The organism is Brevundimonas sp. FV1ye28 (assembly GCF_058681135.1).
Genome location: NZ_CM178731.1, coordinates 2,225,352 through 2,244,289 on the forward strand (window position 1 = coordinate 2,225,352; position 18,938 = coordinate 2,244,289).

20 protein-coding genes are annotated in these 18,938 nt (G+C 68.3%); 8 read left to right on the plus strand and 12 right to left on the minus strand.

The genetic code is table 11. The features are described from left to right. Positions 1 to 14 precede the first annotated feature (14 nt). Entirely contained in the window at positions 15 to 1,847 is a 1,833-nt protein-coding gene (gene typA / locus ACW171_RS10890; RefSeq protein WP_492093209.1) for a translational GTPase TypA, read from the plus strand. A gap of 107 nt (positions 1,848 to 1,954) precedes the next feature. On the opposite strand, the gene ACW171_RS10895 is transcribed toward typA, so the two are convergent. Both ACW171_RS10895 and ACW171_RS10900 read right to left on the minus strand, forming a co-directional pair. Further along, on the minus strand, positions 1,955 to 2,695 hold the full coding sequence (locus ACW171_RS10895) for a HesA/MoeB/ThiF family protein (RefSeq protein WP_492093211.1): 741 nt from the start codon (positions 2,693 to 2,695) through the stop codon (positions 1,955 to 1,957). A 31-nt stretch (positions 2,696 to 2,726) separates the two neighbouring features. Further along, complete coding sequence (locus tag ACW171_RS10900) at positions 2,727 to 3,116, minus strand: BLUF domain-containing protein (protein ID WP_492093212.1); 390 nt, start codon at positions 3,114 to 3,116, stop codon at positions 2,727 to 2,729. Positions 3,117 to 3,259: 143 nt separating this feature from the next. On the opposite strand from ACW171_RS10900, the gene hslV reads away from it, so the two are divergent. The 3 genes from hslV to hslU all read left to right on the plus strand — a co-directional run bounded on the left by hslV (position 3,260) and on the right by hslU (position 6,305). Then, positions 3,260 to 3,814 (plus strand): ATP-dependent protease subunit HslV, encoded by a 555-nt coding sequence (gene hslV / locus ACW171_RS10905; RefSeq protein ID WP_492093213.1) that lies wholly within the window; start codon positions 3,260 to 3,262, stop codon positions 3,812 to 3,814. A 137-nt stretch (positions 3,815 to 3,951) separates the two neighbouring features. After that, on the plus strand, positions 3,952 to 4,806 hold the full coding sequence (locus tag ACW171_RS10910) for a DUF4440 domain-containing protein (protein ID WP_492093215.1): 855 nt from the start codon (positions 3,952 to 3,954) through the stop codon (positions 4,804 to 4,806). 200 nt (positions 4,807 to 5,006) lie between these two features. Continuing rightward, on the plus strand, positions 5,007 to 6,305 hold the full coding sequence (gene hslU / locus ACW171_RS10915; protein ID WP_492093216.1) for an ATP-dependent protease ATPase subunit HslU: 1,299 nt from the start codon (positions 5,007 to 5,009) through the stop codon (positions 6,303 to 6,305). Positions 6,306 to 6,336: 31 nt separating this feature from the next. Here the strand turns inward: hslU and ACW171_RS10920 are convergent, their stop codons facing one another. The 3 genes from ACW171_RS10920 to ACW171_RS10930 form a co-directional block, all read right to left on the minus strand. Further along, a complete protein-coding gene (locus ACW171_RS10920) occupies positions 6,337 to 7,062 on the minus strand; it encodes a M48 family metallopeptidase (RefSeq protein WP_492093218.1) in 726 nt (241 codons plus the stop codon). Next, complete coding sequence (locus ACW171_RS10925) at positions 7,016 to 8,296, minus strand: polyhydroxyalkanoate depolymerase (protein ID WP_492093220.1); 1,281 nt, start codon at positions 8,294 to 8,296, stop codon at positions 7,016 to 7,018. The genes ACW171_RS10920 and ACW171_RS10925 overlap by 47 nt, the downstream gene beginning before the upstream one ends. A 182-nt stretch (positions 8,297 to 8,478) precedes the next feature. After that, a complete protein-coding gene (locus ACW171_RS10930; protein WP_492093222.1) occupies positions 8,479 to 9,102 on the minus strand; it encodes an SCO family protein in 624 nt (207 codons plus the stop codon). A gap of 49 nt (positions 9,103 to 9,151) precedes the next feature. On the opposite strand from ACW171_RS10930, the gene ACW171_RS10935 reads away from it, so the two are divergent. Together ACW171_RS10935 and ACW171_RS10940 are read left to right on the plus strand one after the other, a co-directional pair. Next, positions 9,152 to 10,627 (plus strand): ActS/PrrB/RegB family redox-sensitive histidine kinase, encoded by a 1,476-nt coding sequence (locus ACW171_RS10935; protein ID WP_492093224.1) that lies wholly within the window; start codon positions 9,152 to 9,154, stop codon positions 10,625 to 10,627. A gap of 126 nt (positions 10,628 to 10,753) precedes the next feature. Beyond that, on the plus strand, positions 10,754 to 11,299 hold the full coding sequence (locus ACW171_RS10940) for an ActR/PrrA/RegA family redox response regulator transcription factor (RefSeq protein WP_492096622.1): 546 nt from the start codon (positions 10,754 to 10,756) through the stop codon (positions 11,297 to 11,299). On the opposite strand, the gene mmcB is transcribed toward ACW171_RS10940, so the two are convergent. From mmcB to thpR, 3 genes are read right to left on the minus strand one after another with little or no spacing between them, the layout of a single operon-like run. Further along, complete coding sequence (gene mmcB, locus ACW171_RS10945; protein ID WP_492093225.1) at positions 11,296 to 11,742, minus strand: DNA repair putative endonuclease MmcB; 447 nt, start codon at positions 11,740 to 11,742, stop codon at positions 11,296 to 11,298. The genes ACW171_RS10940 and mmcB overlap by 4 nt on opposite strands. Positions 11,743 to 11,773: 31 nt before the next feature. Beyond that, positions 11,774 to 12,319 carry a GNAT family N-acetyltransferase gene (locus ACW171_RS10950; RefSeq protein WP_492096623.1) on the minus strand — a complete coding sequence of 182 codons (546 nt, stop codon included), beginning with the start codon at positions 12,317 to 12,319 and terminating at the stop codon, positions 11,774 to 11,776. A gap of 2 nt (positions 12,320 to 12,321) precedes the next feature. After that, a complete protein-coding gene (gene thpR, locus ACW171_RS10955; RefSeq protein WP_492093227.1) occupies positions 12,322 to 12,858 on the minus strand; it encodes an RNA 2',3'-cyclic phosphodiesterase in 537 nt (178 codons plus the stop codon). A 149-nt stretch (positions 12,859 to 13,007) separates the two neighbouring features. Between thpR and ACW171_RS10960 the strand changes: the two genes are divergently transcribed. Beyond that, on the plus strand, positions 13,008 to 13,757 hold the full coding sequence (locus ACW171_RS10960) for a Bax inhibitor-1/YccA family protein (RefSeq protein ID WP_492093229.1): 750 nt from the start codon (positions 13,008 to 13,010) through the stop codon (positions 13,755 to 13,757). A 58-nt stretch (positions 13,758 to 13,815) separates the two neighbouring features. On the opposite strand, the gene ACW171_RS10965 is transcribed toward ACW171_RS10960, so the two are convergent. From ACW171_RS10965 to ACW171_RS10980, 4 genes are all read right to left on the minus strand, one after another. After that, positions 13,816 to 14,157: a DUF2794 domain-containing protein gene (locus tag ACW171_RS10965; RefSeq protein WP_492093231.1), complete on the minus strand. Its 342-nt coding sequence runs from the start codon at positions 14,155 to 14,157 to the stop codon at positions 13,816 to 13,818. Between the two features lie 508 nt (positions 14,158 to 14,665). Beyond that, entirely contained in the window at positions 14,666 to 16,012 is a 1,347-nt protein-coding gene (locus tag ACW171_RS10970; RefSeq protein WP_492093233.1) for a trypsin-like peptidase domain-containing protein, read from the minus strand. Between the two features lie 31 nt (positions 16,013 to 16,043). Beyond that, on the minus strand, positions 16,044 to 17,492 hold the full coding sequence (locus ACW171_RS10975; RefSeq protein WP_492093235.1) for a sensor histidine kinase: 1,449 nt from the start codon (positions 17,490 to 17,492) through the stop codon (positions 16,044 to 16,046). Then, positions 17,489 to 18,298, minus strand: coding sequence for a response regulator transcription factor (locus tag ACW171_RS10980; RefSeq protein ID WP_492093237.1), 810 nt, complete (start codon positions 18,296 to 18,298; stop codon positions 17,489 to 17,491). The genes ACW171_RS10975 and ACW171_RS10980 overlap by 4 nt, the downstream gene beginning before the upstream one ends. A 187-nt stretch (positions 18,299 to 18,485) precedes the next feature. Between ACW171_RS10980 and ACW171_RS10985 the strand changes: the two genes are divergently transcribed. After that, positions 18,486 to 18,938 (plus strand): nuclear transport factor 2 family protein, encoded by a 453-nt coding sequence (locus tag ACW171_RS10985; RefSeq protein ID WP_492093238.1) that lies wholly within the window; start codon positions 18,486 to 18,488, stop codon positions 18,936 to 18,938.

Genomic DNA, 18,938 nt, shown 5'->3' on the forward strand with positions numbered 1-18,938 from the left:
CGCATTGAAACAGAATGAACCTTCGCAACGTCGCCATCATCGCCCACGTTGACCACGGCAAGACGACCCTGGTCGACCAACTCCTGGCCCAGTCGGGCGTGTTCCGAGCCAATGAGGCGACGACCGAGCGCGCCATGGACTCCAACGATCAGGAGAAGGAGCGCGGCATCACCATCCTGGCCAAGTGCACCTCCGTGCTCTGGAACGGCAAGGCCGGCGAAACCCGCATCAACATCATCGACACCCCCGGCCACGCCGACTTCGGCGGCGAGGTCGAGCGCATCCTGGGCATGGTGGATGGCTGCGTCATCCTGGTGGACGCCGAAGAGGGCGTCATGCCCCAGACCAAGTTCGTGCTGACCAAGGCCCTGAAGATGGGCCTGCGTCCGATCCTCTGCATCAACAAGGTCGACCGCGCCCACGCCGATCCCGACCGCGTCCACAACGAAACCTTCGACCTGTTCGCCGCCATCGGCGCGACGGACGAGCAGCTGGACTTCCCCCACATCTACGCCTCGGGCCGCAACGGCTGGGCGACGATGGATCTGAACCAGCCCAACGACAACCTGGCCCCGCTGTTCGACCTGATCGTCGACCACGTCCCGCCGCCCAAGGTTCAGGCCAACAAGGACAAGCCGTTCCAGATCCTGAACGTGCTGATCGAGTCCGATCCCTTCCTGGGCCGTCTGCTGACCGGCCGTATCGAGAGCGGCAAGGCCGTTCCCGGCATGGCGATCCACGCCCTGGACCGTGACGGCAAGGAAATCGAGCGCGGCCGGATCACCAAGGTCCTGGCCTTCCGCGGCCTGAAGCGCACGGCCCTGGACGAGGGTTCGGAAGCGGGCGACATCGTCGCCATCGCCGGCATGTCCAAGGCGACCGTGGCCGACACCCTGTGCGCCATGGAAGTCACCGACGCCCTGCCCGCCCAGCCGATCGATCCGCCGACCATCTCCATGACCGTCTCGGTCAACGACAGCCCTCTGGCCGGCCGCGAAGGCGACAAGGTCCAGTCGCGCGTCATCCGTGACCGTCTGCTGAAGGAAGCCGAAGCCAACGTCGCCATCCGCGTCACGACCACCGAAGGCGGCGACGCCTACGAAGTCGCCGGCCGTGGCGAACTGCAGCTCGGCGTTCTGATCGAGAACATGCGCCGCGAAGGCTTCGAGGTTTCGATCTCGCGTCCCCGCGTGGTCTTCCAGACCGGCGAGAACGGCGAGAAGCTGGAGCCGATCGAAGACGTCATGATCGACGTCGACGACGAGTTCTCGGGCATCGTCATCGAGAAGCTGTCGGCGCGTAAGGCCGAGATGACCGACATGGGTCCGTCGGGCGCCGGCAAGACCCGCATCCAGCTCAAATGCCCGTCGCGTTCGCTGATCGGCTACCAGGGTGAGTTCCTGACCGACACCCGCGGTTCGGGCGTGCTCAACCGCGTCTTCAGCCACTACGAAGGCTACAAGGGCGAGATCGCCGGCCGTCTGAAGGGCGTGCTGGTCTCCAACTCCGACGGCGACACCGCCGCCTTCGCCCTGTGGAACCTCGAGGACCGCGGCATCATGTTCGTCGGCGCCGGCGAGAAGACCTATGAGGGCATGATCATCGGCGAGAACGCCCGCTGGGACGACCTCGACGTCAACCCGATCAAGGGCAAGCAACTGACCAACGTCCGCGCCTCCGGCAAGGACGAGGCCGTTCGCCTGACCCCGCCGCGCCAGATGTCGCTGGAACAGGCCATCGCCTACATCGGCGACGACGAGCTGGTCGAGGTCACGCCCAAGTCGATCCGTCTGCGCAAGCAGATCCTGAACCCGTCGTTCCGCAAGAAGCGCGCGCGTCCGGAGTAAGCGCTTAGGGAGCAGGTCTTAGGGCTTTGGAGAAGGGGCGTACGAGCCGATCGTGCGCCCCTTTTTTCATCCGTGCATCCCGGGAAGGCCGGGGTTCACGGTGTCAGTCAGGCGTAACCGCACACCGGACAGTCCGGATCGGCCGTGACGGTCACGACCCGGCTGGTCGCCTTTAGACCATCGTACAGCATCAACCGCCCGGTCAGGGGCTCGCCCGCGCCGGTGATCAGCTTGATCGCCTCCAGCGCCGCCATCGCCCCGATCACCCCGGCCAGCGCCCCGACCACGCCGACGCGGGCGCAGGTCTCAGCATCCGGCGGGATATCGGGCACGAGGCAATGGTAGCAGGGCCGCCCCGCGAACACCGCGACCTGACCGGTCCAGCGACCCAGCGCCCCGGACACCAGCGGCACGCCCGCCGCGACGCAGGCCGCATTCACCCGATGCCGCGTCTCGAAGTCGTCCGTCCCGTCCAGCACGACATCCGCCCCGGCGATGACCGACGCGGCGTTCTCCGCCGTCAACGGATGATCCAGCGCCTCGACGCGCACATGAGGGTTGATGGCCTCCAGCCGCCCGGCCGCCGCCTCGACCTTGGGACGATCGAGGTCGCCGGTGTCGAACAGGATCTGACGCTGGAGGTTGGACAGGGAGACGGTGTCGCCGTCGATGATCCGCAGGGTCCCGACGCCTGCCGCCGCCAGATAGAGGGCGGCGGGCGAACCCACGCCGCCCGCACCGATGATGACCACAGTCGCGGCCTTCAGCCTCTGCTGACCCGGCCCGCCGACTTCGGCCAGGACCAGGTGGCGGGCGTAGCGCTCGACCTCTTCGGGGGAGAAACTCATCCGCCTCAATTAGGCGCGACGAGCTCCGGCGTCACGCCGCGTACTGCAGCTCGACGATGCGTTCGGCGTGGTTGGCGGTGATCTCGGCCAGATCGGCCAGATGGACGGCGGCCAGAGCGCCGCGAGGATCGTCGCAAAGGGTCATCGCTGCGGTGAACGAGCGCTCCGTGATCGGCTTGTCGGTCAGGACGCGCATATTCCTGAGGCGACGGTCTTCCCCCATGCGCCTCAGCAGACGGTCGATGTCGGCCCGACGGCCCTCGATGCCCTGGAGGCACCAGCCGTCCAGGAACATCACCCCGGTGGTGAGGTCGTCGCGCCGATTGTTGCGTTCCGACACGCCGAGAATCTGGGCGATGGAAAGAGTCGAAACGCCCGTCGACCCGACGGTTTCGGCGGCGATGATAACGCGATAGAGCAAGGTTTACCCCTAAAAACACCGGTTTCTCGACCTGATTGTGCCTTTGTAACGCGTTACATGGGTCAAAATATGGCTAATGCGGAACGTTGTTTTTGCAAAGCTTTCGTCTTGCCCCGCCGCATTTCGGTCGCCATCTGATCGGGATGAGCAGCACCCAATCCAACTTTCCCGACTGGCACGGCACCACCATTCTGGCGGTGCGCAAGGACGGGCGAACCGTCATCGCCGGTGACGGCCAGGTCTCGATGGGTCCGACCATCGTCAAGGGCGCGGCGCGCAAGGTGCGGACCTTGGCCGGTGGCAAGGTGCTGGCCGGCTTCGCCGGGGCCACGGCCGACGCCTTCACCCTGATCGAAAGGCTCGAGGCCAAGCTGGAACAGTATCCGGATCAGCTGGCGCGCGCCTGCGTCGACCTGGCCAAGGACTGGCGTACCGACCGCTACCTGCGGCGTCTTGAGGCCATGCTGCTGGTGGCCGACAAGGACGCGATCTTCACCGTCACCGGCGTCGGCGACGTGCTGGAGCCCGAATACGGCGTGGCCGCCGTCGGCTCCGGCGGCAACTATGCGCTCGCCGCCGCGCGCGCCCTGATCGACAACACCGACATGGACGCCGAAGCCGTCGCTCGCCGGGCGATGGCGATCGCGGCTGACATCTGTGTCTACACCAACGGCAATCTGACGGTGGAGCGGCTCTAGCTCCCGCTCGTTCATGCCACGGACGGCGGCGTGCTCAGGGGGAGCGATCAGGAACCGTCAGGCCGGACAGCCGGAATGCGGCACGATTTAACGGGACATCCATCCTGATCGCGGCATGACTGGAGGCTGGAGTTCCCATGCCTCGTCTTGTCCTTGTCGCCATGCTGTTGCTGACGCTTGTTCGTCCCGCGGCGGCTCAGCCCGCAGAGGCCTCGCACATCGTGGCGGCCGAGCGCGCCTTCGCGGCCGACGCCCTGGCGATGGGCGTCGACGCCGCGTTTCTGAAATGGTCGACCGAGGACGCGATCATGATCGCGGGCGGGGCGCCTCAGCGGGCGCACGACATTTTCGACGCGAACGCCGCCCTCGATCCGGCTGCGCCGTCGCTGACCTGGTGCCCGAACTGGGCCGGAATCTCGAAGTCGGGCGATCTAGGCTTCACCACCGGGGCCGTCGCCGTCGGGGGCGGCCGCACCGGCCACTATTTCACGATCTGGAAGCGACAGACCGACGGCGGGTGGAAGTGGATCTACGACGGCGGAACCGACGCGTCCTCGACCGGCGTCCCGGGTCCCGAGACCGAGCCCATGCTCTTGGCCACGTCCGTCCTCGGCGCGCCGAGCCCCGACGCGGCCATGTCGGAGGTTCGCACGGTGGAGGCGGTGCTGGCGGCGGGCGCCCTGCGCGATCAGAAACAGGCGCATAGCGCGCTGTTGGCCCCCGATGCACGCGTCCATGTCGCGCCTCTGCCGCCGGCCATCGGCGCCGAGGCCTTTCCCGCCGCGCTCGACGCCTGGCCACGCAGGCTCGAGCTCAGCCCCCCGTTCGGCGGCGGATCGTCGGAGGCCGGCGACATGGTCTGGACCTACGGCCGCGCCCTCTGGACCGGCGACGCCACGCCAGGCGCCGGCTACTACGTCCACTTTTGGCAGAAGCGCCTGATGGGCTGGATGCTGGTCTTCGCCCAGATCATCCCGGATCCTGGCGGTTGATGTGTTCGAACCAGTGAAGGTTCATCACAGCGAACACGGCGAGTTCACGGCGATCACGGCATAACAGACCCAGACGGCGAAGCCGTCCTCTGTGTCGATCGATCTCGCCGTGCCCGCTGTGCCTACGCTGTGTTCGCTGTGATGAGCCGGGTTTTCACCGCGCTCTCCCAAAACCCGCAACGACCCCCTATGTCACGCCAATGACCGACCTCTCCCCTCGCGAAATCGTCTCCGAACTCGACCGCTTCATCGTGGGCCAGCACGACGCCAAACGCGCCGTCGCCGTGGCCCTGAGGAACCGCTGGCGCAGGAAGCGCGTCCCCGACGACCTGCGCGACGAGGTCACGCCCAAGAACATCCTGATGATCGGCCCGACCGGCGTCGGCAAGACCGAGATCGCGAGACGCCTGGCCCGCCTGTCAGGCAGTCCCTTCCTGAAGGTGGAGGCGACCAAATTCACCGAGGTCGGCTACGTCGGTCGCGACGTCGACCAGATCATGCGCGACCTGGTCGAGGCGGCCCTGGTCATGGTCCGCGATACCCGCCGCGCCGGGGTCCGCGCCAAGGCCGAGGCCGCCGCCGAGGACCGAATCCTGGACGCCCTGGTCGGGCCGGGCTCACAGCCCGCGACGCGCGACGCCTTCCGCAGGAAGCTCCGCGCCGGCGAGATGGACGACAAGGAGATCGACATCGAACTGGCCGACACCGCCCCTCCGATCCAGGGGCTGGACGTCGGCGGGGCCAATGTGGGCCTGCTCAACCTGTCGGACATGCTGGGCAAGCTGGGCGGCGGGCGCACCAAGACGGTCAAGACCACGGTCAAGGACGCCGTGACGCCGCTCCTGGCCGAGGAAAGCGACAAGCTGCTGGACCAGGACAGCCTGACCCGGGAAGCACTTCTGCTGGCCGAGAACGAAGGCATCGTCTTCATCGACGAGATCGACAAGGTCGCTGGTCGGCAGGACCGCGGCGGCGCCGATGTGTCGCGCGAAGGCGTCCAGCGCGACCTGCTGCCCCTGATCGAGGGCACGACGGTCTCGACCAAATACGGGCCGGTGAAGTCCGACCACGTCCTGTTCATCGCCTCCGGAGCCTTCCACGTCGCCAAGCCGAGCGACCTGCTGCCCGAGCTTCAAGGCCGCCTGCCGATCCGCGTCGAACTGAAGGCCCTCACCCGTGACGACTTCGTGCGCATCCTGACCGAACCCGAGGCCAACCTGATCCGTCAGAACCAGGCCCTGCTGGCGACCGAGAACGTGACCCTGACCTTTACCCCCGACGCCGTCGAGGCTCTGGCCGATGCGGCCGTGGCTGCGAACGGAGCGGTCGAGAACATTGGCGCACGGCGTCTGGTGACCGTGATCGAGCGGGTGCTGGAGGAAACGTCGTTCAAGGCCTCGGACCTGGGCGGCCAGACCCTGACCTTCGACGGCGACGCCGTGCGCGAAAAGGTCGGCGACCTGGCGAAGAACGCCGACCTCAGCCGGTTCATTCTGTAGCGCCCCCTGCCCCCTCGGGGGACGGAGGCGTCTAGCGGCCCACCGCGTGCAGTGCGGCCCCATGCGCCCTGAGCCAGGCGCGGAACGGCCGGTGGTCGCCCACCAGTCGTTTCACCACCGCCCAATAGGCCGGGCTGTGGTCGGCATGGACCAGATGCGCCACCTCGTGGGCGGCCAGATAGTCCAACACCTCGGGGGGTGCCATGATCACGCGCCAGGAATAGCGGATCGAACGCGACATCGGGCTGCACGAGCCCCAGCGTGACCCGGCGTCATTGATCGAGATCGTCACCGGCCGCTGAGCCAGCGCCTGCAGGTGAACCTCGGTGCGGGCGGCCAGAGCCTCGCGCGCCAGCCGCTTGAGCAGATTGGTGACCCGCCGCGCAAAGGCCTCGCCCTCGCCGCCGGAAACGATGCGGAGACCGCCCAAGCCCTCGACCAGCCGGGCCGCGCCCGCGCCCCCGGTCGCCTCCAGCTGGATCGTCCCGCCGCGATAGGGGATGACGGCACCGGGCTCGAGCGCCGTGCCTTCCGTGCGCGACGCCAGTCGTTCGGCGATCCAGCCCGCCTTCGATCGCGCAAAGGCGACGGCATCCGCCAGCCGCCGCTCCGACGGGGCGATCGCCACCGCCTCACCCTTACGCGCGTCGATCCGGATCGAGATGCGCCGTGCGCGCGGATTGACGCTCAGACGGAGGGCGTGGCCGCCCTCAAGCGGCAGCCGCTGACCGGTCTGGTACTGCGCAGAGCTTTTCATTCGCCGCGATGAAGTCTCGGGTGCGGGTGTAGATTTCCTCGCGGAAACGTCGCCCGTTGAAGACGCCGTAGTGGCCGACGCCCGGCTGGACGTAAAGCACCCGTCGGTCGTCGGGGACATTGGTGCACAGGGTGTGGGCCGCCTGGGTCTGGCCGACACCCGAGATGTCGTCCTTCTCGCCCTCGACGGTCATCAGGCCGATGTCGGTGATCTTCGTCAGATCGACGCGCTCACCGCGATGTTCCAGCAGTCCACGCGGCAACAGGTGCGACTGGAAGACGATGTCGATGGTCTGGAGGTAGAACTCTTCGGTCAGGTCCAGCACCGACAGGTACTCGTCGTAGAATTCCTCGTGCTTTTCGACCCCGTCCCCATCGCCGGCGACCAGGTCGCGGAAATAGTCCCAGTGGGCGTCGGTGTGGCGCGCCTCGTTCATCGACATGAAGCTGTAGAGTTGCACGAAGCCCGGGTAGACCGCCCGGCCGAAGCCCGGATAGGGCCAGGGCACATTGTGGATCATGTTCGACTTGAACCAGGTGAAGGGCTTTTCCTCCGCCAGCTGGTTCGTCACGGTCGGCGACAGGCGCGCATCGATCGGCGAGCCCATGAAGGTCATGGAAGCCGGACGGTTCGGATCGTTCTCGGCCGCCATCACCGCAGCGGCGGCGAGCACCGGCGGGCCTGGCTGGCAGACGCCGACGACGTGGGCGCGCGGACCGATCTGGGCCAGCATGGTGCGGACGTGGTCGATGTAGTCGTAGAAGTCGAAGCGCCCCTCAAGCATCGGCACCTGACGGGCGTTGACCCAGTCGGTGACATAGACGTCGTGATCCTGAAGGAAGGTCTCGACCGTGCCGCGCAACAGGGTGGCGTAGTGGCCCGACAGCGGCGCGACGATCAGGACGCTGGGCGCCGCGACCGCCTTCTTGGCGCGCTTCACGTCGCCGACGTTGCGCGCGAACCGCACCAGCCGGACCCAGGGGCTCTGCCAGATGACCTGTTCGGTGGTGCGCACCGGCTGGTCGTTGATCGTGATGGTCTCAAGCCCCCACGCCGGCTTGCCGTAGCGACGCGTGACGCTCTCGAACAGCTCGGCCGAGGCATAGGCCGTGCGCCCGATCGCCGTTTGGGCGGCCGGATTGAGGGGAGAGGTCCAGAATTTGCGGGCGAACGACGCCCCGATCCGGAAAGGCTGCGCCGACTGATAGGCGAGCTCGTGAAGTGCGTAGAGCATGAGATCCTGTGATCGGCCCCGCCGAAGCGGTGATGCCATCATAGAACGCGCTGCACTGCAAAAGGATTTATTTTGGGGAGGCAGTAGGCAGTGGGCAGTAGGCAGTAGGGCTTAGTCGAGTCGGAAGGCGCGGCCTCGGCCCTATCTCTACTGCCTACTGCCTATTGCCTACTCACTAAACCCTATCCCCGCGCCATCACCCGCTTGATCAGCTGCGCCGACCGCTCCGGCCCCAGATCGTGACCCAGGGCCGAGCGGAACTGGCCGTCCGGGCCCACCAGATAGACGGTCAAAGAGTGGTTCATCGTATAGTCCTCGCCGTCCCCGACCTTCTGGAAGTAGGCGCGATAGACCTTGGCGGCGGCCGCCACCTGCTCGGGCGTGCCGGTCAGGCCGATGACGCCGGGCGGGAAGCCGTCGGACGACAGATAGTCCTTCAGCGCCTGGGGCGTGTCACGCTCGGGATCGATCGAGACGAAGACGATCTGCAGATCGTCGGCGTCCGCTCCCAGTTGCTGGCGCGTCGCCTCCAGCGAGGTCAGGGTCGTCGGGCAGTAGTCGGGGCAGTAGGTGAAGCCGAAGAAGACCAGGCTCCACTTGCCGTCCAGTAGGGTCTGATCGACCGCCTGACCGTCCTGATCAACCAGCTGGAACGCCCCCCCGACCGTCGGCTGGCCCGTCGTCGTGCCTTCGGCGATCGCATCCGCCCGCTCGCGTCCCTGGACCACGATGACCGTGACGGTCGCCAAGGCGGCGGCGATGGCGACGCAGGCGCCGGCGAACAGCAGGATGGAACGGCGTGGCATCGTGTCTCCCCGGGCCGACAGCGGCGCGAGACAGGTCTATAGACGCGGCGTGAGCCAGAGCGAAGACCAACCTCAGCGCGACGACCCCGTGTCGCAGTTCCCGCCCTCGGCGCCGAGCTGGGCCAGCCTGCCGCGTCGCAGCCGGGGTCTGTCCCTGCGCACCCTGATCATCCTGCGCTGGCTGGCCATCGTGGGTCAGACCGCGACCCTGATCGTGCTCGACACGGCCTTCCACTTCCCGCTCCCGCGTTGGCAGTGCCTGCTGGTCATCCTGGCCAGCGTCATCGTCAACCTCCTGGCCATGGGCCGGCTCCAGCGTGTCGACAGCCGCCTGCCGGACGGCCGCCAGACCGGCATCCACCTGGGCTTCGACATCCTTCAGCTATCGGCCCTGCTGGCCTTCACCGGCGGACTGGCCAACCCCTTCTGCCTGCTGCTCGTCGCCCCCGTGACGGTGGCGGCGGCCTCCCTGCCGGGGCGTCAGGCCCTCATCCTCGGCCTGATGGTGCTGGTCTCGACCACGGCCCTTTTCTACTGGTCCATGCCCCTGCCGTGGCAGCACGGGGCCGATATCGCCCTGCCGGTGCTCTACAAGTTCGGCGTCGGCCTGGCCCTGATCACCGGCGTGGTCTTCACCGCCGCCTACGCCTGGCGCGTGGCGGCGGACGCCGAGAAGCTCGAGCTGGCCCTGGCGACGACCCAGGACGTGCTGCAGCGCGAACAAAGGCTGGCGGCGCTCGGCGGTCTGGCGGCGGCGGCGGCGCATGAACTGGGCACGCCGCTGGCGACCATCCAGGTGGTGGCCAAGGAGCTGTTGCGCGCCTCGCCCGCCGACGGTCCGATCGCCGAGGACGCCCGCCTGATGCTGCAACAGGCCGAACGCTGCCGCGAGATCCTCAAGCGTCTGTCGCAACGGCCGGAGGACGGCGATCCCCTCTATACCGAGATCGGTCTCCAGGCCCTGCTGAACGAGGTGGTGGACGCGCATCTGGGCTTCGACCTCGACATCGACGTCGCCGTCCACACGCCCCAGGGCATGGAGGAGCCTCGCGTGAAACGGCTGGCCGAGGTGGTTCACGGCCTCTCGGCCCTCGTCGAGAACGCGGCGGATTTCGCGGCCTCCTCGGTGCGGGTCAGGGCGACGGCGGATGCGGACTGGATCACGATCGACGTACTGGACGACGGTCCGGGGTTCGCGCCCGACATTCTACCCCGCCTCGGCGAGCCCTATGTGACCAGCCGCCCACACGGGAAATCGCGCCAGGCCCTGGCCAAGCAACTGGCCGCTGCGGCCGCCGCCGCCCGCCCGGCGCGGCGTGGAAAGACGCCGCCGCCCCCACCCCCGCTGGAAGCCGAGATCGTCCCGAGCCAGGGCGGCATGGGGCTGGGCTTCTTCATCGCCCGCACCCTGTTGGAACGGACCGGCGGAAAGGTCGTGGTCGGCCACGGCGAGGGCGGACCGGGCATCAACCGGGGCGCGCGCGTCACCGTGCGCTGGGACCGGCGGGCGCTGGAAATGGCGTGAGTCCGGCAGGGCGGACCCATCGGCCGCATGCGCCCCTTCGCCGCACCGCTTGACGCTCGCGCTTGAGGAGCCGACTTGGTGGACAGGAGAAACTTCGCCATGACGACCGCCACCTCCACGACCCCGATGGAAGATCGCATCGCCGCGCTTCAGGATCGGACATTGTTCCTGCTCGACGACGACCAGGCCCTGCGCACCCGCATGGGGCGCGCGCTCGAGGCGCGCGGGTTCGAGGTCACGACGGCCGGGTCGGTCGGCGAAGCGACCGAGCTTCTGCGCACGCTTCAGCCCGCCTTCGCGGTCCTCGACATGCGGCTGGAGGACGGCAACGGCCTGAAGGTCGTCGAAGCCATCCGCGAGCGTCGCGACGACGCCCGCATCGTCATGCTGACCGGCTACGGCGCCATCGCCACGGCCGTCGCGGCGGTCAAGGCCGGCGCCGTCGACTATCTGTCCAAGCCCGCCGACGCCGACGACGTGGTCAAGGCCCTGCTCGCCACCGGCGACGCTCCCGAGCCGCCGGAAAACCCCATGAGCGCCGACCGGGTCCGCTGGGAGCATATCCAGCGCGTCTACGAGCTGTGCGACCACAATGTCTCGGAGACCGCACGTCGCCTCGGCATGCACCGCCGGACGCTGCAGCGCATCTTGGCCAAGCGGGCTCCGCGCTAGTCGCGCATCGTCCGCATCGCGGCCAGACGCCCGAACGCGATCGTCAGCGCCTTGCGCCTCGCCGGCGCCAACGGCGCCACCGGCGCATCCCGCACCACCGCCCCGCCGAATTGATCGGCGACGATCAGCCCCGGCTCGTCCGGCAGCACCCCGTCCGGAAACTCCGGGGCCACCGCGAAGAAGAAGGCGTCGCAGAACGGCGCGTACTCCGGCCATTTGCGGTCGACGCGATAGTCCTCGATCCCCGACTTGACCTCGACGATGACGATGTCGCCCTTGCGCCCCAAGGCCATGACGTCGGCGCGGCGCCCGTTCGGCAGACAGACCTCGAGCAGCGGTGCATAGCCCATATCGGCCAGCAGCCGTGCCGCGCCCCGCGTCACGCCCAGCGTGGTCTCGGGGCGGCTGAAGACGAGTTCGAGATGAACGGCGGCGGCGGGCATAGCGCCACTATGTTCCGCTTGTGTTCCGGCTTCAAGCGAAGCGTTTGCGGTTCTCGACCCAATCCGCCTTCGTCTGACCCCACAGATCGACACGGGCCGCCTCGAACGGCGCCGGCAGTCGCCCCGGTCCGCGATTGACCGACCCAAGCCGCACGGCAAGCGCCTTGGACGCCTCGTTGTCCGGATCGATGGAGTGGATCACGTCGTCCCACCCGAGCACGCCGAAGGCATAGTCCATGGTCGCCACGGCCGCCTCGAGCGCATAGCCCTTGCCCATGGCGTCCCGGTGCAGGCTCCAGCCCACCTCGGGTCCGGGCCAGCCGTGCGGATTCCAGGGACCGATCCGTCCGATCCACAGCCCGCTCGCCTTCTCGATGACCGAGAAGAAGCCTTCGCCCGTCAGGGCCCAGGCGCCGGCGACCGACATCATCGCGCGCCACACCTCGGCCGGGCTCTTCGGCCCGCCGATGAAGCGGGTCGTCTCGACATCGCCCTGGAAATCGCACCAGCGCTCGAAATCCTCCATCGCCGTGGGACGCAGGATCAGGCGGTCGGTCTCCAGCCTCGGGCCCAGCACGGTCACAGCGGATACTCCCGTTCCAGTTCGTAGAAACTGCCGTCGTCGGTCAGGGTGCTGGAATACAGGCCGAACCGATCGACCCGGATGGGCGGCGAGTGCAGCAGGTTGTGGTTGGCGATCCAGGCCCCGATCCGGTCGGGATTGGTCTGGGTCTTCAGATAGGCCAGCGTCAGGTGGGGCCGATAGAGGCGCGGCTCCATCCTCACCCCCGCCCGCTCGGCCGCCGACTTGCAGCGCCCGGCCAAGACGTTCAGCCGCTCCGACGGCTCCAGCCCCGCCCAGAGGGTGTGGCTGCGGTGCGCATCCCCGAACGCCCCCACGCCCTTCAGCTCGATGTCGAAGGCCCCGCCCGGAATCCGCGCCAGTTCGGCGGCCAGATCGTCGGCGCGGCGCTCGTCCACATCCCCATAGAAGGCCAGGGTGACGTGCAGCTGCTCGGCGCTTCGCCACTTCGCGCCGGGCAGGCCGGTCTGGCGGCGACCGAGCGTCTCGGCCACGTCGAAGGGGATCGGAACGGCGGTGAACAGACGCAGCATGCGACCGTTCGTAGCGCCTGGCGCGAAAGGCGCAAAGCCGCCGGAACCCCTGCGGCGATCGATCCCTTGCGCAGAGGGTTCCAGAGCCCGATATTTCAGACATCGGCGCGGGGTCTGGCCCGCCGCCTCAACAGGAGAAGACACTCGCGATGAGCGACTTCAGAAACGGCTATACGACGCCGGCTCCGGCCAAGGCCGACATGGCCGTGGACACGGGCCTGCGCAGCTTCATGCTGGGCGTCTACAACAAGCTCGCCCTCGGTCTCGTGGTCGCCGGCGTCCTGGCCTACGCCACCGGCAACGTCCCGGCTGTGCAGCAACTGCTGTTCGCCGTGGGACCGGACGGCCGCGTCGGCATGACGGTCCTGGGCATGGTCGTTCAGTTCCTGCCCCTGGTCCTGCTCTTCGGCTCCATGTTCTTCATGAAGAACCCCACGGCCGGCGGCGTGAACCTGCTCTACTGGGCGGTCGTCGCCTCGATCGGCGCGGGCATGGGCGTGCTCTTCCTGCGCTATACGGGCGGTTCGCTGGCCTCGACCTTCTTCGTCACGGCCGCCTCGTTCGGCGCGCTCAGCCTGATCGGCTACACGACCAAGAAGGACCTGACGGGCATGGGATCTTTCCTGATCATGGGCGTGATCGGCCTGATCATCGCCTCGGTCGTAAACATGTTCATGCAGTCCGGGACGCTCTACCTGATCATCTCGGGCCTGGGCGTGCTGATCTTCGCGGGCCTGATCGCCTACGACACCCAGCGCCTGAAGATGACCTACTACCAGCTGGGCGGCGACCAGCAGGCGATGGGCGTGGCCACCGGCTTCGGCGCGCTGAGCCTGTTCATCAACTTCGTGAACCTGTTCCAGTTCTTGCTGGCCTTCATGGGCGGCAACCGGAACTAAGGCCTTCGCGGGTTGAAAGATCGAGGGCCTCGGCGGAAACGCCGGGGCCCTTTATTTCTTATTCCACCACCTGGAATTTGCGGCTGTCGAACACCCTCAGCACCTGCGGCAGCTCACGTCCGCGTTTGAGAACCACCCCGCCCTCGCCGATGACCGACCATTGGCCCTGACGAGCCTGCAGCGACGGGCGTTTCTCGATACGATAGGCGGGCGCGTCGCCCGAGCGGCGGAAGACCGCGAACTCGGCCGCCTCCCTGCCGCCGACCATGGCGTAGTCCCGCCATTCGGCCTGGGCGACCATCCGGCCATAGACCCGCAGGATCAGGTCCAGCTCGCGCCGCTCGAAAAAGACGGAGGACGGCTGAGAACCGCTGTCGTTGGAGCCGGAATCGAAGGTCATCCCGATCAATCTAGGCGCGGTTCGGACAAACGCCAGTCGCCCCGACTGCACCGCGCGACGGCGAGAATCTCCACGACACGAAATGGCCCCGTTTCGGTCCTTCGTCGGCCCGTTTGGACAGCGAAACAGTCAGCGTCGGCCTGACGGAGTTTGGCAGCGTCCAGATCCTGAACAGCCCCCCCAGCCCCCTGGATGTTGCCGCGTTATGGCTTCGCCAGGCCGACGCTTCCTCCAAAGCGAGACCCCCGTCCTGCCCCCTCCCCCCTCCGGCACGGCGGGGGTTTTGCTGTCTGGCGTATGCCAGACAGCTTTTTGCTAGGGCGCTATCGCTCGCGACGCGGTCGCTCGCTGCTTGAGCGCGGACATCCCTCTCCGTGCACCCCGGCGAAGGCCGGGGTCCAGATCACGGATCCAGTCGGCAGGGATCGCTTACCGGGACCCAGTACATCCGCGGCATTCGCCATCTGGACCCCGGCCTTCGCCGGGGTGCACGGATGGAGAGACAGCCTCAGTCTGCGGCGGGAATGACGACTTCGACCGCTTCGCCATCGCGCTGAACCGTCAGGGTCGCGCCGCCGCCCGTCCCGAGCGCCCGGCCCAGGTCGCCGAAGCCCGAGACCGCCGTCCCGTTCACGGCCCTGACCAGATCGCCGGCGCGCAGATCCTGCTGGGCCGCCGGGGATCCGCCTTCGACCGCCACGACCAGGGCCCCCGCTTCGCTGAGGCCGTCCGACGGCTTCACGTCGCGGAAATTGGCGCCGTAGGCCTGGACCGAGGTGGCCCCGACCTGAACCGGATCGGTCGACAGGATCTCCACGTTCAGCGACGTCCTCGCCTCACGGCCGTCGCGCAGATAGATCAGGGTGATCGGCGTGCCAGGCGGCGCGATGCCGACCGTGGCCTGCACCGATCCGGCGTTGGCCACCGGCCGGTTCTGGATCCGGGTGATGATGTCGCCGCGCCGCAGGCCGGCGCGCTCGGCGGGCGATCCGGGCAGGATGTCCTCGACGATCGCGCCGCGGACGAAGCCCAGCCCCGCCTCGACGGCCCGTTCCGCATTGAGCGAGCCCAGGGTCGCGCCGATCCGGCCGCGCGTGACCTCGCCGTTGGCGCGCAGCTGCTCGACCACGAACATCAGGATGCGGGTCGGGACGGCGAAGGCGATGCCGTCGTTGCCGCCGTCGAAGCCGCCCGACAGGATCGAGGTGTTGATCCCGATCAGTCGCCCCCGGCTGTCCAGCAGCGGCCCGCCCGAGTTGCCCGAGTTCACGGCCGCGTCGGTCTGGATATAGTCCTCGACCGCATCGCCCATGCCCGACCGGCCCAGACCCGAGATCACCCCCATGGTCAGGGTTTGGTCCAGACCCAGCGGATAGCCGACCGCAAAGGCCAGGTCGCCGGTGCGCAGGGTGTCGGAATCGACCGTCTCCACCTGCGATAGGCCCGTGGCCTGGATCCGCAGCACCGCGATGTCGGTCGCCTTGTCCGATCCGATAAGGGTGGCGTCGACCAGACGTCCGTCGGTCATGTCGACGCGGAATTTCTGGCCGTCTTCGATGACGTGGTGGTTGGTGACGATGATGCCCTCGGCGGCGTCGATGATGACGCCCGATCCGCTGGAGACCGGCGTCGGCTCCGTCTCGCCGGTCGTCGGGCCATCGGACATGCCGAGCGTCGTGACCTGGACTACGGCCGGCAGCGACCGCTCCAGCCCGGTGGCGAAGCTGAACACACCGCGACGCGCGTCATAGGGCAGGGGGAAGTCCGGCGCGGTCTGGGCCTGCGCGGCTCCGGCGACGCCGACCAGCAGGGAAAGGGCGAGGGCCGAACCGGTCAGAAGGCGTAGGCGCGTCATCGGATGTTTCCCTGGATCAACTCGGGAAAGCCTAGCGTGTGAAACGGGCCGTGACGATGGCGCCCGGGCCTGCGTCATCAATCGTCATCCGGCCGCCATGGCGACGCAGGATGGCGCGCACGAAGGTCAGTCCCATGCCGTGGCTGTCGGGTCCGCGCGGCGCCGGCGAGGCTTCGGACATGCCCGGCCCCTGGTCGGCGATCGACAGGGCGGGGCCTTCCTCGGCGTCCCAGGCGCGCAGGGTCACGACTCCGCCGTCGGGCGAGAACTTGACCGCATTGTCCACCAGGTTGGCCACCGCCCGCTGCAACAGGGACCGCACGCCCAGCACGGAGACCGGCTCGCCCTCGGCCACGATTCGGATGTCCCTGGCGTCGGCGATGGGCTGGTAAAGTTCGACCGCCGCCTCGGCGAGGACATCCAGCCTGACGCTCTCGAACGTCCAGGCCTCGCCGTCGCGTAGCGCCATGGCCTCGGTCATGGCGCGGGTGATCTCGGCGATGTCGCGCCCGACCGCCTCGCCCAGCCTCTTGCGCTCGCCCGGATCCCCGGCCTCCATCAGCCGGTCCAGACGGGCCGAGGCGCGGGCCAGGGGCGTTCTGAAATCATGCGCCAACTGGTCGGCGGAATCCCGCAGCCAGCTCAGCAGTTCTTCCAGCCGGTCCAGCGTCCGGTTCACCTGGGTCGAGAGCTGGGTCAGTTCCGGCGCCACGGCGATATCGGGGGCCCGCCGCGAGAAGTCGCCCAGCGCCGCCCGGTCCAGAACCTGACTGACCTCGCCGATGGCGCTGGTCAGACGCTGGCGCGCGAACAGGGCCGCCGTCAGGCCGGACACCAGGATCAGCGCCCCGGTCAGGGCCACGGCCAGCACGGCCCAGCGCCAGGCCGCGCCCGACGGATCGACGACCCGGCCCACGATGATCGACAGGGATCCGACCGGTCGCTTGACCACGATGACCTCGACCCCACGCGTCGGACACAGCTGGCCAGGCTCCAGTCGGATCAGGAAGACCCCGTCCCCCAGGCCCGACAACCGTTCGGCCCGGCCGGTCTCCAGCGCCAGAAGGCCGGCCGGCTTCCCGACCGGCGCCCGGATGAATCGGACGCCCGCCCCGCCCTGGCCCGTGCGGCAGGTCTGTTCCAGGGTGGTGACGTTGCGCGTCGGCCCGTCCTGGAACGCGCTGAGGAAGGCGGACATATAGGCCGCGTCCCCTTCGGTCATGGACGAGGCGTCCATCATGGTGTCGGCCGGAAGCTTGGACGCCATGGCTCCGAAATCGGCCAGCGCGGACAGCGCCGCCTGCTGACGCTGATCCAGCCGGGCGGCGCGGCCCGTCACGATCAGCGATCCCGTCAGGGCGACGGCGGCCAGCACGGCCAGGCCCGAGGCGAGCTGGGTCAGGGTCCGCCGCGCCATCCAGGCCGTCAGGCCTTCGGGGCGAACCTTCCGCCAGATCGCGCCGAGCCCCGCCAGGATCACGCCGCGTCCAGATCCCTGAAGATCAGGCTCTGGCTGCGGGCCGAGACGATCAGGGGATGCAGGTCCTCGCCCAGCTCCGGCGCCTGTTCCTTCAGCCGGCGACGAAGGGCCGAGATGCGGGCGTCGATGATGTTGACGAAATTATCCGGCAGGAAGGTCCATTCGACCCAGCAGCGGTCCCACAGCATGGTCTTGGTCACCGGCTGGCCGCGTGCGGTCATCAGCTCCGACACGATGGCGAACTCCAAAGGCGACAGGTCGATCAGCCGCTCGCCGCCCTCGACGGTCATCTTCAGCGTCCGCGCGCCCGGCGACAGGCGGAACGGGCCGTTCGTCAGGTCCGAGTTGGCCGGTCGGGCGCGTCGGGCCACGCGGCGCAGCTGGGCCGCGATCCGGGCCAGAAGCTCCTCGTCGCCGATGGGCTTGGACAGATAGTCGTCGGCCCCGCCCAGCAGGCCCTCGACCCGCTGGCGTTCCCCGGTCAGGGCGGTCAGCATCAGGGCCGGCGCATCGTTGGACGGCCCCGCCGTCAGACGCAGACGTTTCAACGTCTCCAGCCCGTCCAGCCCCTTGGTCAGCCGGTCCAGGATCAGAATGTCATAGGCATGGGTCGCGGCCGCGCTCAGCGCCAGTTCCCCCGCATCCACGCAGTCCACCGCTTCGAACCCGGCGCGCAGCAGACGATCGGACACATGCTCGGCCAGGGCCGGGTCGTCCTCCAGCACCAGGGCGCGTCGTCCCGCGAACACCTCGGCCAGGGCCGCGAAGGGGTCGGCGGCCGCCTGTTCGATGTCCGTGGTGGTCATAGGCGTCGTCCCCCGACTTGCCCGACAGCTTAGTCCGCCCGGGCCCCGAGGCAATCCACTCGGCGGCTCGATCCATAGAGGGTCGCAGGAAAGACGCCGCTGATGCTTCCTGACGGCGCGCGGCTTGCCGGTCCCCGGCGCCGTGATAGCGTCGTTACGGGCGCGTCCGGCGCCGGGAGGAAACACCATGACGGTCCTGCTCGCCCTCGTCGCCGCCCTTCAGGCGACCACACCCGCCGACCCGAACTCGTCGGAGGCCCAGGCCGTCCTCGTACCGGTCAACGCCGTCTTCGCAGGCCTGGCCGCCAAGGACGGAGCCCTGATCACCCCGCATCTGGATCCCGAGGCCCGCATGACGGCCGTGGTCGCTCGACCCGAGGGGATGCAGGCCGTCGTGCGAATGAGCGGCGCCGAGTTCGCCTCAGGCCTTCAGCCCGGCGGCCCGGCGCTCGAGGAGGTCATGCCCGACCCCATCATCGCCATCGACGGCGACGTGGCCATGGTCTGGGGTCGCTACGTCTTCCGCATCGACGGCGCGATCTCGCACTGCGGCTCCAACCATTTCGACATGATCCGCAGGGACGGGGCCTGGAAGATCGCGGGGATCACCTGGAACCAGCGGACGGATGGGTGCGAGTAG

Coding starts and splice junctions, on each gene's coding strand:
- typA (WP_492093209.1), top strand. CDS start 15: ATGAACCTTCGCAACGTCGCCATCATCGCCCACGTTGACCACGGCAAG.
- ACW171_RS10895 (WP_492093211.1), bottom strand. CDS start 2,695: ATGAGTTTCTCCCCCGAAGAGGTCGAGCGCTACGCCCGCCACCTGGTC.
- hslV (WP_492093213.1), top strand. CDS start 3,260: ATGAGCAGCACCCAATCCAACTTTCCCGACTGGCACGGCACCACCATT.
- ACW171_RS10910 (WP_492093215.1), top strand. CDS start 3,952: ATGCCTCGTCTTGTCCTTGTCGCCATGCTGTTGCTGACGCTTGTTCGT.
- hslU (WP_492093216.1), top strand. CDS start 5,007: ATGACCGACCTCTCCCCTCGCGAAATCGTCTCCGAACTCGACCGCTTC.
- ACW171_RS10920 (WP_492093218.1), bottom strand. CDS start 7,062: ATGAAAAGCTCTGCGCAGTACCAGACCGGTCAGCGGCTGCCGCTTGAG.
- ACW171_RS10925 (WP_492093220.1), bottom strand. CDS start 8,296: ATGCTCTACGCACTTCACGAGCTCGCCTATCAGTCGGCGCAGCCTTTC.
- ACW171_RS10930 (WP_492093222.1), bottom strand. CDS start 9,102: ATGCCACGCCGTTCCATCCTGCTGTTCGCCGGCGCCTGCGTCGCCATC.
- ACW171_RS10940 (WP_492096622.1), top strand. CDS start 10,754: ATGGAAGATCGCATCGCCGCGCTTCAGGATCGGACATTGTTCCTGCTC.
- mmcB (WP_492093225.1), bottom strand. CDS start 11,742: ATGCCCGCCGCCGCCGTTCATCTCGAACTCGTCTTCAGCCGCCCCGAG.
- thpR (WP_492093227.1), bottom strand. CDS start 12,858: ATGCTGCGTCTGTTCACCGCCGTTCCGATCCCCTTCGACGTGGCCGAG.
- ACW171_RS10960 (WP_492093229.1), top strand. CDS start 13,008: ATGAGCGACTTCAGAAACGGCTATACGACGCCGGCTCCGGCCAAGGCC.
- ACW171_RS10965 (WP_492093231.1), bottom strand. CDS start 14,157: ATGACCTTCGATTCCGGCTCCAACGACAGCGGTTCTCAGCCGTCCTCC.
- ACW171_RS10970 (WP_492093233.1), bottom strand. CDS start 16,012: ATGACGCGCCTACGCCTTCTGACCGGTTCGGCCCTCGCCCTTTCCCTG.
- ACW171_RS10980 (WP_492093237.1), bottom strand. CDS start 18,298: ATGACCACCACGGACATCGAACAGGCGGCCGCCGACCCCTTCGCGGCC.
- ACW171_RS10985 (WP_492093238.1), top strand. CDS start 18,486: ATGACGGTCCTGCTCGCCCTCGTCGCCGCCCTTCAGGCGACCACACCC.